The organism is Bacillus cereus group sp. Bc061, from assembly GCF_027715825.1.
GTDB lineage: Bacteria > Bacillota > Bacilli > Bacillales > Bacillaceae_G > Bacillus_A > Bacillus_A paranthracis.
Genome location: NZ_JAQFTZ010000001.1, coordinates 483,675 through 497,662, shown reverse-complemented (window position 1 = coordinate 497,662; position 13,988 = coordinate 483,675). Strand labels below are relative to the sequence as shown.

Below are 13,988 nucleotides of genomic sequence, written 5' to 3'. Positions count from 1 at the left end.
ACTATTATTACTTATTCAAACTATATTCCTTTATCTAACTCATAAAGCTTTCGATACTTCTCATTTTCTTTCAGAAGTTGTTCATGACTTCCTTGCATCACAATTTTACCACGATCAAGGAAGATAACTTCATCAACATGCTCAATTCCTACAAGATGGTGCGTAATCCAAATTACTGTCTTTTCTTCCGTTGCAGAAAACATTGTTTCTATTAAAGATAATTCTGTCTTTGGATCTAAGCCGATTGTAGGTTCATCTAGTACAATGATTGGTGCTTCTTGCATTAGCGTTCTAGCAAAAGCAACCCGTTGTCTTTCCCCGCCAGAAAACCTTTTCCCCATCTCATGCATTTTTGTTTGTAATCTATCTGGAAGAGAAACAACATGCGAAGCTAATTGTGCTTTCTCTAAAGCATTCCATATCTCTTCATCTGTTGCCTCTGGTTTGCCGATTCGAACATTATTTCCAATTGTCGTATCGAATAGATGCGGCTTTTGATTCAATACAGAAATATATTTTGATAAAAGATTCGTATGAGCATGTTCACTATTCAATAACACTTCACCATGTAATGGGCTTAGCGCACCTGTTAACAGTTTTAATAAAGTTGATTTTCCTGTTCCGCTTCTTCCTAAAATGGCGATTTTCTTCCCTGCTTTTATTTGTAATGATACATCTTTCAATACAAATTCATTGCTATCTGGATAACTATACGATACATGTTTTAATTCAATATCTATATGTTTTGATGTGACATAATCCTTATCTCCATGTAATTCCTTTTCATCCTGTAAAACACCATTACCTTCTACTTGATTGAGGCGATGAGCAGATTCTACATATGATGGTATCCGATCGATAGCATCTGACAGAGGAATTAACGCGTTTGTGACAGATAACGTCATTAAGACGAAAGCCGCAATAACGGTAGGAGCAATCTGTTCACTCGCCGCCTCATTTCCAGTCCATATAATCATTGAAATAACTACAATACCCACTACTAATTGAATAATACTGTCCCGAATATGATTCCAGCGCTTCATTCTTTTTTCCGTTTTTAACAACTGAGCATTTTGATCTACATACTTATCAATGAATTCATCTTTTCTACCACTTGCTTGCCAATCAGATAATCCAAAAACAGCATCTGTTAGTTGTTGGTACAAACGGTTTCTTCCTTGCTTTAAAGTAACATGATGTTTCTTCATTAAAAGTAATGATATAAATGGAAGAAGAAAAACGATAATAGCCAACATACATGCTGCAATAAGTGCAAACACTACGTCAAATGTACCGATAACAAGTACGAATATGCTATATACAACTAATGCTAATATGCTAGGAAATATTGTACGTAAATATAGGTTTTGTAAATGCTCTATATCTTCGGATAATACGCCTAACATATCGCCCGTTTGAAATCGTGAACGGAAAAATAACGCCTGTGGTTCTACTATCCCATATAGTTTCGTTCTCATCTTTTCTAATATGCGTAATACAACATCGTGTCCAACTAAACGCTCTACATAATGAAATACCGCTTGTCCTATACTAAACGCACGTGTTGCAACGATAGGAACATATACAGCCATTACATTTTCTGGTCTAAGAGCAGATTTAGAGATTAAATAACCTGAAATGAAAAGTAGCATCGCACCTGAACTAACTCCAAGAAGACCAAGGAAAATAGTTACAGTCATTCTACCTTTATTTTGCTGTATATACGGTTTAATCCAGTTACTCATCTCTATCCCCTCTCTTTCCTGCGAAAATGTAATGCTTCATTCTTTACAAGTTCTTCATACGTTCCGCTTTCTATCATTTTCCCTTTATTTAAAATAAGAATATGATCCATCTGTTTCATCCAATGAAGACGATGTGTTGCAAGAAATACTAACTTACCTTCAAACAGACGTAACATCGCTTGCTTTATTTCAAATTCAGTTTCAATATCAAGATGTGCTGTAGGCTCGTCTAATAAAATAATTGGCTTTTTGCTTAAAAGGGCTCGTGCCATTGCGACACGTTGTTCTTGTCCGCCACTCAGCATACGCCCACCTTCTCCAATTCTTTCATACATTCCATTTGGAAGCGATGTAACGAGTGAACGAAGACCAACTTCATTCATAACTCTTTCCACTTCTTCATCCGTTGTATTTGTTTCATAGAAACAAATGTTATCTTTTAATGAAAGCGGGAAAATATAAGGTTGCTGCGGAATATAAGCAATATTCTTTTGCCACTCTTCACGAGTAGCCCCGTCAATTTCCACACCATTTACAATCATCTTTCCAGCTGAAGGAGTTAAAAACCCTGCTAATACGTCGATTAACGTTGATTTCCCTGCTCCACTTTCACCAATTACACCTATAGCGCCAGTGCCTTTCCAAGTAAAATCAATTTCCTCTAATATAGCTTTTTCAGATTCATCATTCTTTACTTTTACATCTTGTAATTTCAAATTACTAGTTGAATTCCATATTAAGTCTACATTAGATTCTTTCTTCCCTATTTCTTTTTGTCGCTGTAAAATCTCTTCTATTTGCTCCATTGCAAGTTGTCCATCTAACGTAGCATGATAATTTGCTCCAACTTGTTTAATCGGCAAGAAGTATTCCGGAGCTAAAATTAAAATCGTAAGGGCTGGCAATAGTACAATTGTTCCATCTATTAAACGTATCCCTAATCCGACCGCTACAAATGCAATTGATAAACTCGTAAAGAAATCTAATGCAAATGAAGAAAGAAAAGCAACTCGCAAAGTACGCATCGTTGCTTTTCTATATCTTTTACTTACTTTTTCAATCTTTCCTTCGTGTTGTTTACTTTGACCTAAATACTTTAATGTTTCTAATCCTTTTAACGTATCTACAAAATGATTAGAAAGAACACGATATGTTTCATATTGGCTATCCGCCATTTTCTGCGCTGCTAATCCTAGTAGGATCATAAAAATAATTACGATAGGAATCGTTACAACTAAAATGATTCCTGACTCAATATCTAGTGTAAAAACATATAGTACAATTAGTCCTGGTACGATACTACTTCTAATCATTTTAGGAATTGTTAATTCAATATATGTTTTAAATTTCTCAATACCCTCTATCGATAAGGTAACCAGATGACCTGTTCCAACAGTTTGAACATACCGTGGACCTAATGTGAAATACGCCTCTATTAATTGTTTTCTCAGTAGCGATCCTGTTTTTTCAGCGAAACGTTCCACTAATATTTGTGACATTCGAACTAGCAAATGACGTATTGCAAACGTGATTCCAAAATAAACAGTTTCATTTAACATAGATTGCACTGCTTCTCCCTGAAATAAAAACGTAATAGCCCGCGCTAAAAACACTGTTTGTGCAATAATACTAAAAGCTTCTAACATGCTAATGATTGTTAGCACTACATATAAAACTCGGCTACCAGGATACGACGGAAGTCCTCTTTTTCTTTTCATTAGTACTCCAAATCTTTATCTGACTTAACAGGTTGTCTAAACACATAGAAACTCCATATTTGACTTCCCAATACAAATGGCAATATAGCAATTGAAAAATACGTCATCAGTTTTAGTGCATAATCTCCTGATGCTGCATTATAAATTGTCAAATCGTATATTGACCCTAACGAACTAATTAAGACACGCGGGAACATGCCGGCAAACACACTCGCACTTAGTAAAATGATTGTTAAACTTGTCATAAAGAAAGCCCAACCATCTCTTCTTCTTTTATTTAATAATGTTGACACACATAATGCTACAAAAGCTCCAATCGGAACCATAATCCATTCTGTACCATGACCAGTGAAAATATCTGTTTTCCATAACCCTACACTAGCAAAAATAAGAAGCGCTATAATTGCAAGTGGTGCAATTTTCAGTGCAGCAATACGTGCACGTTCTCTTAACTTACCAGTTGTACGTATTGTAAGGAATTGCAAGCCGTGAACAATACATAGCAGAAGGAACATAACTCCTCCAAGTAATGCAAAGGGATGAAGTAATTGTAGGAATCCACCTACAGCATTTTTCGTCTCATCAATTGGAATACCTACCATAAAGTTAGCAATGGCAACTCCCCAAAGGATAGGTGGTAATAAACTTCCTAAAAACATACCCCAATCCCAAAAACCTTTCCATTTATGATTGTCTATTTTCGCACGGAATTTAAAGGAAACACCTCTTATAATTAAAGCAAGAAGCATAAATACAAAAGGAATGTAAAACCCACTAAATAAAGTTGCATACCAGTGCGGGAATGCTGCGAACATAGCGCCACCTGCACAAACAAGCCATACTTCATTCGCATGCCAAAATGGGCCAATTGTATTTAAGTAAATCCTTTTCTCTAAATCGTTTTCTCCTAAAAACCTTGAAACTATACCTACACCGAAATCGAAACCTTCAAGTACAAAGAAGCCTACGAATAAAATTGCAATAATGATAAACCACAACTCATTAAGAGATAACATACTCATCCTCCTTATCAAATGGATCATGGCTTTGAGAATCCTGTTTCGCTTTCTTATTCTCATGTCCTTTAATGATACGAACGAATAAGTAAATAGTAATTCCACCTATAATTAAATATAGTGATGTGAATGAAACTAAAGAGAATAACACTTCTCCGAACGTAACATTTGGAGATACAGCATCTTCCGTTTTCATAACACCGAAGACTACCCAAGGCTGACGTCCCATTTCAGTCATAATCCATCCTACTGTATTACCGATAAACGGTAGTGAAATTGCATACACCATTAATTTTAAATACCAAGTTTTTTCAGCTAAACGGTCCTTTTTGGATAAGAACCAACCGTACGCTCCTAGAAGAAGCATAAATGTTCCACTCATTACCATCGCTCTAAAACTCCAAAACATCGTGTGTACTGGCGGAATATAATCTCCAGGCCCATATTTTTCTTCATATTGCTTTTGAATTTGATTCATCCCTTCTACTTGACCGCTAAATTTATCAAATGATAATAGGCTTAGCATATAAGGGATTTGAATTTCAAACGAATTTTCTTTCTTCTCTGCATCAATTTTCGCAAATACAGTAAATGGCGCTGGATCTTCACTCGTATTCCATAACGCTTCAGCAGCCGCCATTTTCATTGGGTGTGTTTTGATTAATTGTTGCGCTTGCGCATGACCGAAGAATAATACTAGCGCCGTTGTAAGTGTTCCAACAATGATAGAAATGCGGAATGATTTTTTAAACACTTCCGTTTCTTGGGCTTTCGTTATTTTCCATGCACTCACACCTGCAATAAAGAATGCACCCGTTGCAATTGCCGCTGTAATGGTATGCGGGAATTGTACCCATAATTGTGGATTTTGAATAATTGCTAAGAAATCATTCATTTGTGCACGTCCATCTGCTGCCATTTCATATCCTACTGGCGATTGCATAAATGCACTTGCAGTTAAAATCCAAAATGCTGATAACATTGTTCCAATTGAAAGGAGCCAAATACATAAAAGGTGAATGCGCTTCGGTAATTTATCCTCACCGAATACCCATAAACCTAAAAATGTAGACTCAATGAAAAATGCTAATAAACCTTCAATCGCAAGTGATGGACCAAACACATCACCTACGAAACGTGAATAGGTTGACCAGTTCATACCAAACTGGAATTCTTGTAAAATACCAGTTACTACACCTACCGCAAAGTTAACAAGGAATATTTGTGTCCAAAACTTCGTCATCTTCTTATAAATTTCTTGTCCCTTTACCACATATAACGTTTGCATTAACGCAATGATAAAAGCTAAACCAATAGACAGCGGAACAAAAAAGTAATGGAAAATCGTTGTTGATGCGAATTGTATTCGTGCCAATTCAAGCGTTTCCATACTACAATCACTTCCTTCATAGTTTTTATAATAAAAGTTAATTGAGCAATCTTATCAAGCTCAATTATTAAGAAATACGAAAAGACAAAAACATTTTGTATGTATTGTCGAAAAATACGAAGTTTCAGTTTTTCAAACTATTGTAATGCTATTTTTTACCTTTTCACTATTTCTGTAGTGTTTTATTCGTTAATCGAATTGTATAATATACCTGCATAGTAAATTCAGCTGATTTTTGACGTATTATTGACATCATTTTGTCTGAAATATGTCTTTTGGTATTTTTTTGAATTAGATTTTTCTCATCGATAAAATGTGTTTTTTTAATATGAGACTTATCTTTGCATCAATAAAATAATCGTTTCTCTCTTTATACACTTGACTTTTCTACGGAAAAATGTCCTATTAACCAATGGATAATTTCGTTATTTTTTTGTCAAGAGAAAAATGTATTTCTAAAATTCAAACATGAAATATTGTTATTCAAAAATAGGAAATAACCTCCTCTTTTCAGATTAAAAATTCACTTTTTTGTCATTTTTTCAAACTAAAATAAATTAAAAATACCGAGAATCCATTAGACTCTCGGTATTTTTTAATTTATTTTGCTGTATGTTTTCTAATAGCCGGTAAAATTTCAGTAGCAATTAGCTCGATATTTTTCTCAATTTTATCATATGGTACGCCACCAAAATCAATTTCTGCCATAAAGCGTTGTTGCCCAAACAATTCATATTGGTAAAGCATTTTTTCAATAATTTGTTGTGGGCTACCAACCATTAACGCGTCACGGTAATCTATTGCATTTGTAAATTGTTGTTTCGGATACCCACCACCGCGTAGCGTAAGCATACCAGCATTAATGTGAGGGTAGTATTCACTAAGTGCATCTTGTGAATTTTTCGCTGTATAAAATAAACTCGTTGTTGCAACTGGCAAACTCGCTGGATTAAATCCACTTTGCGCAGCCGCCTCACGGTAAGCATCTACTGATCCTTTAAAGTTAATAGCTGGACCACCTAGTGTTGTTATCATCATTGGTACACCTGCACGTCCTGCTTTAATCGCACTAGCTGGTGGGCCACCAACTGCACGCCAAATTGGTAAGTTATTATTTTTAGCTCTTGGAATAACCGATGCATGCGCAAGCGGTGCTCTGAACTGTCCATTCCATGTTACATGTTCCTCTTTATTAATTTTTAATAAAAGATCCATCTTCTCTTCAAATAACTCTTCATAATCATTCACATCATAACCAAGTAAACTATATCCCCCAATACGAGATCCACGACCAGCCACAATTTCTGCACGTCCATTAGAAATCAAATCAAGTGTAGCAAAGTCCTCGTATACTCGTACCGGATCAGATGTACTTATTATCGTTGCTGAACTTGCAATTTTTATATTTTTCGTTGCTTGCGCAATCGCTCCTAAAATAACTGTATGAGCTTGCGTTGTAAAGTGTGTTTGATGACTTTCACCGACAGCAAATACATCAAGTCCAGCTTCATCTGCTAACTTAGCTGTTTCAATTAATTCATGAATTCTTTGTTCCGCACTAATTTTCTCTCCATTATGCGGATTTAAAACATGATCCCCAATCGAATATAATCCAAACTCCATCCCTTTACTTGTATCCATACGGTATTTTTCCATCATTACTCTCTCCTTTAATAAAGTGTTATTAGTTTCTCTTTTAAAAACGTTTGTAAGTCAAATGTATTTTCCTATTGTCTATAACTTCACTTGATTAGTCAATTGATAGTGTAAAAAAAATTACTCTTGCGGTAATTCTTTTTTTTCACTATGCTTATGAACCTTTGTCATTAGCTCGTATAACATTTTCTGTTCCTCTTCATTTAATACGTCATCAAAAAACGATGATTGAAATGCAAGTTGCTCTGGCAATGCTTTCTCTAAGGCAGCTTCCCCTTGCTCTGTCAGACTAATTGTTTTCGTTTTCCAATCTTGTTTTCGTACAATATATCCTTCTTTTTCAAGACGCGTTAACATTCGAGAAATACCGCCTTGTGTAACAGTTACCTTTTCAGCTAACTCCATTTGTGTTAGTGGTTGATACGTACGTATTTGCAAAAGCACATCAAATTGAGCAGTTGTTAAATCAAAACGTTTTAAAAACTCATTTGACATCTGATTACTTTGGTTCGTAAATCGTATTAAACGTAACCATATTAATGATCCTATCGTATTATCACGCATGTTTGATCACTTCCTATCGTGAATCTTACTTTCACTTTACTACGCAAGTGATAAAAAAGCAAGAGAAAACGTGAAAAATATCTCATTAAAGTATTACATAAATAACGATAAGAAAGAATTCATTTAAACATGAATTCTTTCTTATCGTTATTCTTAACTTTCCATATCATTCATTGCTATATGTAAAGCGCCTACTGCTTTGGGCCAACCAACATAAAAAGCCATATGTGTTATTAATGCAATCATTTCATTTTCTTTAATTCCATTTTGTTTGGCCAGTCGCAAATGAAATGGTAATTGTTCTGTATTACCAAGACTGATTAATACCGACACTGTACATAAACTCCTTTCTCTTAATGTTAAAGTGTCATCTCGCCACACTTCCTCGAACAATATTTTTTCACTATAATGAGCAAATGCAGGTGCCTTTTCTCTCATTTTCTCTTGAATACAATATTCAATGGATTCATTCATCATTTCACTCCCCCTTCACTTTTACCAATTGCGCCAATCCTTGACCAAACGACCAATTTTCAGCGGCTGTCTCGTTAAGTGTAATAAAAATGTCTGCACTTTTTATACTAGAACATTCAGAAACCCTCAAAGATATTGACTGATACAGATCGCGTTTCTGTTTTATCGTTCTTCCCGGTCCACATGTAATAGAAACATAAATCATATTCTCTGTTCTCTTTTCTCCCCTTTCTAATAAATAATATGGATCATATAAAAAATGATTTTGTTGATAAGGTAAAAACATTTCAAAAAAATCATTTTCAGGGATGTTAAAATGTTTAATTAATGAAAGATGAATACATTCACCTATCTTTTTCAATTCTTCTTCATTTAATATATTTTCATGATAATAAACGTTCACAAAAGGCATATATTTTCATTCCTTTTTCTTAATTTAACTTCAACATATTTTCATCGTGAAATGTACAAAACCTCATATACTGTAGTACCTTTATTCGTTATCATATCAGGCTTTTCTTCATAAAAATTAAACTTACTATATCCCCATTTATCTGGATTATATACTATTACATTGCCTAAACAATTCTCTACCTTTTGATCCACAATGGTAGATTGAGTCCCAATCAATGATTCACTTTGAGAAATACTTCCTTCATATTCAACAACATATCTACATTTCTTAAAATCATTTTTTAAATTAACAACTAATGGAACACCTATATTTATTTGTTGCCACCCAAAAGATTGTAAAATATTATCGTAATACCCTTCAAAGATAAATTTGTTCATTCCTTCATGACCATTCCAAATATATAAAGGTGCATAACAGTTATAGAAATTTCCGTCCTTATCTGCCTCAGTAATTAAATAAGCTTTAAAATTCAAGTCTTGAAAACCATCCGTTTTATACCCATTATCCTTTACCCTTTTCTTAATAATCTCCATATCATAATCTTTCGGCAAAATGACCTTATATTGCATTCCAATCATGTTTATCACTCACTTTCCCTCTTATATACACAATGATAAACCGATGATTGACTAACGTAAAATAGGTATAAATTATGTTTGGTATCATTTATAATGATATCGTATAAGGGGCTGTGATAAATGGAAATAAATGATCTTATTATATTCAAAACTGTGGCTAGCGAAGGTTCTATTAGTAAAGCTGCGAAAGAATTAGGGTATGTTCAACCGAACGTAACTGAAAGAATTAAAAAATTAGAACAAGAGTTAGAAACACCTTTACTACATAGAGATAACAAAGGCGTTTCCTTGTTACCTTCTGGGGACATTTTATTAGACTACACGAATCAAATATTAACTTTAGTAGAAGAAGCAAAAGATAAAATTAAAACGAGTGGTTCTTCTTATATAATCGCGACGTCACAATCTATTTTGACTACTTATGTAAGCAAGCGTATTAAAGAAAATTTCAGAAATTATCAAATATATGTAGAAAATAGTAGTCATTTGCAAAAATTACTGCAGCAACAAAAAGTTGATATGGTCATTACTTACGAGGATGATCCCGACGCAGCTTTTAAAAAAGTATTTACTACTTCAATTTCTATAGGCTTATTGAAAATGAAAGAAACACGTACCATTGACTATTCAAAGGAACTCTTCTTCGTTAGTAATGACAAAAAGTGCCCTTTTAGAAATAAGACGATACAATTTCTAAAAGAAAATAATTTATCTCAGCGCCAACTTCAACAATTAGATTCTTATTCGCTTATAGAAGAGTTTATTCAGGACGGAAAAGGAATAGCCTTTTTACCAATTAAAAATGATAAATTAGTACCAATTGAAGATGTTCCAATTGAGAAATTAGCTGTTCATTTCTTTACGAACCAAAATTCTTTCAAACAAATCCCTGATGAACTATTTAATTAATATAATATTTATAAAAGAACTAAATTTACATACAGCAATAAAAATCCCTCCTTTCCGAATCTAAAAGAGGGATTTTCATATTCTATACAATTGATTTTTCACACATTTTGCTCCACTTCTGCACTTTTCTCCTTCTTATTCCGTTTCATATTCTTCAGTCCCTTAACCGTGCCAACTAATCCTTTCGGGAAAACTAGCAATACGATAATGTACAATACACCAAGAATAATCGTCCATCGTTCAAAGATCGGATACTCTGTAGCTAGTTCTGATAAATAATATTTTAGGGATTCAATAATTCCAGCTCCTGCAATGGCTCCAATTAACGTTCCAACGCCTCCAATCATCGTCATCAATAATGCATTTAATGTCATTTCAATTGAAAATACAGTTGTATTAACAAAGCGCAGTGTAATAACAAATAAACCACCGCTAATTGCAGCTACTACTCCTGCAACAATGCTAGCAATAATTTTATAATGAAGAACTTTATATCCTAATGCTTCAACACGTTGCTCGTTTTGTGAAATTGCCTTTAATACTTTTCCAATAGAAGATTTGGTAAAAAGACGTAACAGAACAAAAATGATAAGTAAACATATAAGTGTTACATAATAAAACGTAAAACGATCACGAAATACGTCTGGTACACCAAATGTAAAACCATCTCCTCCGTGAGTGAGCCCACGCCATTTTTCAGCAAGTACGAAAAACAACTGTGAAATAGCAAGTGTTAACATTGCATAAAAATGACTTTTCAGCCGTAAAGAAAGCAAACCAATTATATAACTAACAATGGCTGAAATGATAATTGCAGCTACTATCCCTATTAAAAAGTTCGTTATGGATACTCCTTGTCGATCAAATAAAAGTGCTACGCCATATGCTCCGATTCCAAAGAACATACAATGGCCGAACGATACAATTCCTGTATATCCAAGCAATACATCAAAACTCATTGCAAAAATAGCAAAGATGAAGATTTGAGTGAACAAAATTAACAAGCTCCGTGAATCATTTACGGATGGAAATACACTTAAACAAATGAGCATACATACTCCGAAGTATACTTTAATTCGATTTGATGTACTGTTCACCATTTCACCCCTTTTCACCAACAAGTCCATTTGGCTTCACGATTAAGAAAAACAGTAGCATTAACATATTGATTGCAAGTGATAAATCTGGTATAAAATACGCTGTAAAAGCACCAGCTAATCCGACAATTAAAGAAGCAATTGCTGAACCTTGTACGCTTCCTAATCCTCCAATGATTACTACTATGAAAGCTAAAATCGCATACTGCATACCCATTTCTGCGAAAATAACGCCTGAATACGGTGCTAATAAGAAACCTCCCAACGCTGCCATCCCTGCTCCTAATAAAAAGACGAAAGAAAATATCGCTTTTACGTTAATACCGAGCGCTTGAACCATCTCTTTATCCATTACGCCTGCGCGTATCATAAGACCTATCTTTGTTTTTTTGAGCAATAATAATAATGCAATGTATATGATAACCCCAATTATGATAACGAATAGACGATATTTAATTAATATAACGCCTCCAAATGTAAAACTTCCTTGTAGCCATAACGGTAACTTTGCACCAATTGGATTCGGTCCCCAAAATACTTTAATACATTCACTAAGTACAAGCATTCCTCCAAGCGTAACAAGAAGCTGGCGAACGTGATTTCCATATACCGGTCTAATAAGGAATCTTTCTAAAATGAATCCAAGGAACATTCCCATAGCTATTGCTCCAATTAAAGCTAATACGTAACTACCTGTCATATTAAATAGCCAAACACCTGTAAACGCTCCCCACGCAAATAAACCACCATGTGCGAAGTTTAGAACACTCATCAAACCGAAAATAAGCGAAAGACCTGATGCTAATAAAAAAATGAGCATCCCTGTTGAAATCCCATTTACAAATAAATTGATTAACACATCCATCCTTCTCACCCCGGATTCATGTTAAGAGATCCCTAAATATTTGTGACACATTTCCTTATCCTCTTTTAATTCATGCATAAAACCGTTATGAACAATTTTTCCGTTATCCATAATATAAAAGTAATCACCAATTTGACTAGCCATCATAAAATTTTGTTCAACGAGTAAAACTGTTGTTTTCTCCTTCATTTTCAAAATAGCTATCATTAATTTTTCTATCATAATGGGGGACAAGCCTTTACTCGGCTCATCAATAAGTAGTAAACCATCGCTATTAATAAATGCTCTTGAAATTGCTAACATTTGCTTTTGTCCCCCGCTTAGGAGTCCGCTTTTTTTGTGCCAAAATTGCTTTAAATCTGGAAATAGTTCAAGCATCCATTCTATTTTTTCTTCCGCTTCTTCACCCTTACCTCTAGCAAGAGCGAATGTTTCTTCTACTGTCAGATCGTGAAAAATACCTTGATTTTCTGGTACATACCCTATTCCTTTCCTTGAAATTAAATGTGTAGATAATCCATTTACTTGTGTACGATCGTAATAAATTTCACCATGTGCGATATGATGAAATCCCATAACCGAACGTAATGTCGTAGTCTTCCCTGCTCCATTTCTTCCAAACAGTACAGTAATCGTTCCTTTTTCAACAGCAAGAGATACCCCTTGTAAAATATGAAACTGATCTAAATACGTCTCTATATTATTCACTTGTAATAGTGCCACTATATAATCCCCCTAAATAAGCACTTTGTACACGCTCATCTTTCATAATTTCTTCGGGTAAACCTTCAGCCAATAACTCTCCATGAAATAAAACGATTAGATGGTCTGACAAACCTAGTACCATATCCATTTTGTGTTCAATAAGTACAATTGTACTCTCTGGATGTTTCTTAATATTTTCAATCACTTGTAGTATAGCTGGGACTTCCTCAACCGAAATACCTGCCGTCGGCTCATCAAGTAATAACACATCTGTTTTTAAAGCTAATAACATCGCAAGTTCTAGCTTTCTTTTCTCTCCATGTGCCAAATCTTTCGCTAATACATGCTCTTTCTCCTGAAGTAATACTGTTTTTAAGAAACGTCTCGCCTCTCCAACTTGTTGCTTTAATTTTGCTGGACTCGGGAAAAAACTATAGTAATCTTGTACGAATGATTGAACACTTAAACGGACATTTTCAAGTACCGTTAATTCTGGGAATATGTTTGTAAGCTGAAAAGAGCGACCGATTCCTAAGCGTGTTCGATCTGAAATCGATAGTTTTGTAATATCTTGCCCTTTAAAATACACTTCACCTGTTGTGGGTGAAATCTGTCCACTTAGTAAATTAAATAATGTTGTCTTACCCGCACCATTTGGCCCGATAATAGAAATGAGTTTTCCTTTTTGTACAGTTACATTCACATCTTTAATAACATGATGCTCGCCAAAAGATACACTAAGATTTTTCGTTTCTAGCAAATGTGTCACGAAATCCCTCCCTTTAAAACTTTCAGTATGAAAGAAATACGTATAAAGAGGGTGTACCCCTCTTTATACGTAAACAACAGAAAATTC

Annotated in this window: 14 protein-coding genes; 1 reads left to right on the top strand and 13 read right to left on the bottom strand. The window is 34.4% G+C overall.

What is annotated here, in order from left to right; genetic code table 11:
• Positions 1–20: 20 nt before the first annotated feature.
• The 9 genes from cydC to PDQ40_RS02540 form a co-directional block, all read right to left on the bottom strand.
• Positions 21–1,745, bottom strand: a complete 1,725-nt coding sequence (gene cydC, locus PDQ40_RS02580) for a thiol reductant ABC exporter subunit CydC (protein ID WP_214328755.1) — start codon at positions 1,743–1,745, stop codon at positions 21–23.
• A gap of 2 nt (positions 1,746–1,747) precedes the next feature.
• Entirely contained in the window at positions 1,748–3,463 is a 1,716-nt protein-coding gene (gene cydD / locus PDQ40_RS02575; protein ID WP_214328756.1) for a thiol reductant ABC exporter subunit CydD, read from the bottom strand.
• Positions 3,463–4,479 (bottom strand): cytochrome d ubiquinol oxidase subunit II, encoded by a 1,017-nt coding sequence (cydB, locus tag PDQ40_RS02570; RefSeq protein ID WP_000950063.1) that lies wholly within the window; start codon positions 4,477–4,479, stop codon positions 3,463–3,465. The genes cydD and cydB overlap by 1 nt, the downstream gene beginning before the upstream one ends.
• Complete coding sequence (cydA, locus tag PDQ40_RS02565; protein WP_000448876.1) at positions 4,466–5,869, bottom strand: cytochrome ubiquinol oxidase subunit I; 1,404 nt, start codon at positions 5,867–5,869, stop codon at positions 4,466–4,468. Before cydA ends, cydB begins: the two co-directional genes overlap by 14 nt.
• A 600-nt stretch (positions 5,870–6,469) precedes the next feature.
• Entirely contained in the window at positions 6,470–7,525 is a 1,056-nt protein-coding gene (locus tag PDQ40_RS02560) for an LLM class flavin-dependent oxidoreductase (protein ID WP_061131169.1), read from the bottom strand.
• A 120-nt stretch (positions 7,526–7,645) separates the two neighbouring features.
• The gene (locus tag PDQ40_RS02555; protein ID WP_001205518.1) at positions 7,646–8,089 is read right to left on the bottom strand and encodes a MarR family winged helix-turn-helix transcriptional regulator; all 444 of its coding nucleotides are present in this window, start codon (positions 8,087–8,089) and stop codon (positions 7,646–7,648) included.
• Between the two features lie 153 nt (positions 8,090–8,242).
• Complete coding sequence (locus PDQ40_RS02550; RefSeq protein ID WP_000980847.1) at positions 8,243–8,566, bottom strand: carboxymuconolactone decarboxylase family protein; 324 nt, start codon at positions 8,564–8,566, stop codon at positions 8,243–8,245.
• Position 8,567: 1 nt separating this feature from the next.
• Positions 8,568–8,975 carry a tautomerase family protein gene (locus PDQ40_RS02545; protein WP_001117244.1) on the bottom strand — a complete coding sequence of 136 codons (408 nt, stop codon included), beginning with the start codon at positions 8,973–8,975 and terminating at the stop codon, positions 8,568–8,570.
• Between the two features lie 41 nt (positions 8,976–9,016).
• Positions 9,017–9,556 (bottom strand): DUF4865 family protein, encoded by a 540-nt coding sequence (locus PDQ40_RS02540; protein ID WP_270691219.1) that lies wholly within the window; start codon positions 9,554–9,556, stop codon positions 9,017–9,019.
• A 120-nt stretch (positions 9,557–9,676) separates the two neighbouring features.
• Between PDQ40_RS02540 and PDQ40_RS02535 the strand changes: the two genes are divergently transcribed.
• Complete coding sequence (locus PDQ40_RS02535; RefSeq protein ID WP_061536839.1) at positions 9,677–10,465, top strand: LysR family transcriptional regulator; 789 nt, start codon at positions 9,677–9,679, stop codon at positions 10,463–10,465.
• 98 nt (positions 10,466–10,563) lie between these two features.
• Here PDQ40_RS02535 and PDQ40_RS02530 read toward each other — a convergent pair whose 3' ends face one another.
• From PDQ40_RS02530 to PDQ40_RS02515, 4 genes are read right to left on the bottom strand one after another with little or no spacing between them, the layout of a single operon-like run.
• Entirely contained in the window at positions 10,564–11,517 is a 954-nt protein-coding gene (locus PDQ40_RS02530) for a branched-chain amino acid ABC transporter permease (RefSeq protein ID WP_141491327.1), read from the bottom strand.
• A 49-nt stretch (positions 11,518–11,566) separates the two neighbouring features.
• Entirely contained in the window at positions 11,567–12,427 is an 861-nt protein-coding gene (locus PDQ40_RS02525; RefSeq protein WP_000382789.1) for a branched-chain amino acid ABC transporter permease, read from the bottom strand.
• A gap of 21 nt (positions 12,428–12,448) precedes the next feature.
• Positions 12,449–13,150 (bottom strand): branched-chain amino acid ABC transporter ATP-binding protein, encoded by a 702-nt coding sequence (locus PDQ40_RS02520; RefSeq protein ID WP_001196686.1) that lies wholly within the window; start codon positions 13,148–13,150, stop codon positions 12,449–12,451.
• Positions 13,128–13,901, bottom strand: a complete 774-nt coding sequence (locus PDQ40_RS02515) for an ABC transporter ATP-binding protein (RefSeq protein ID WP_061131165.1) — start codon at positions 13,899–13,901, stop codon at positions 13,128–13,130. Before PDQ40_RS02515 ends, PDQ40_RS02520 begins: the two co-directional genes overlap by 23 nt.
• Between the last annotated feature and the right edge of the window lie 87 nt (positions 13,902–13,988).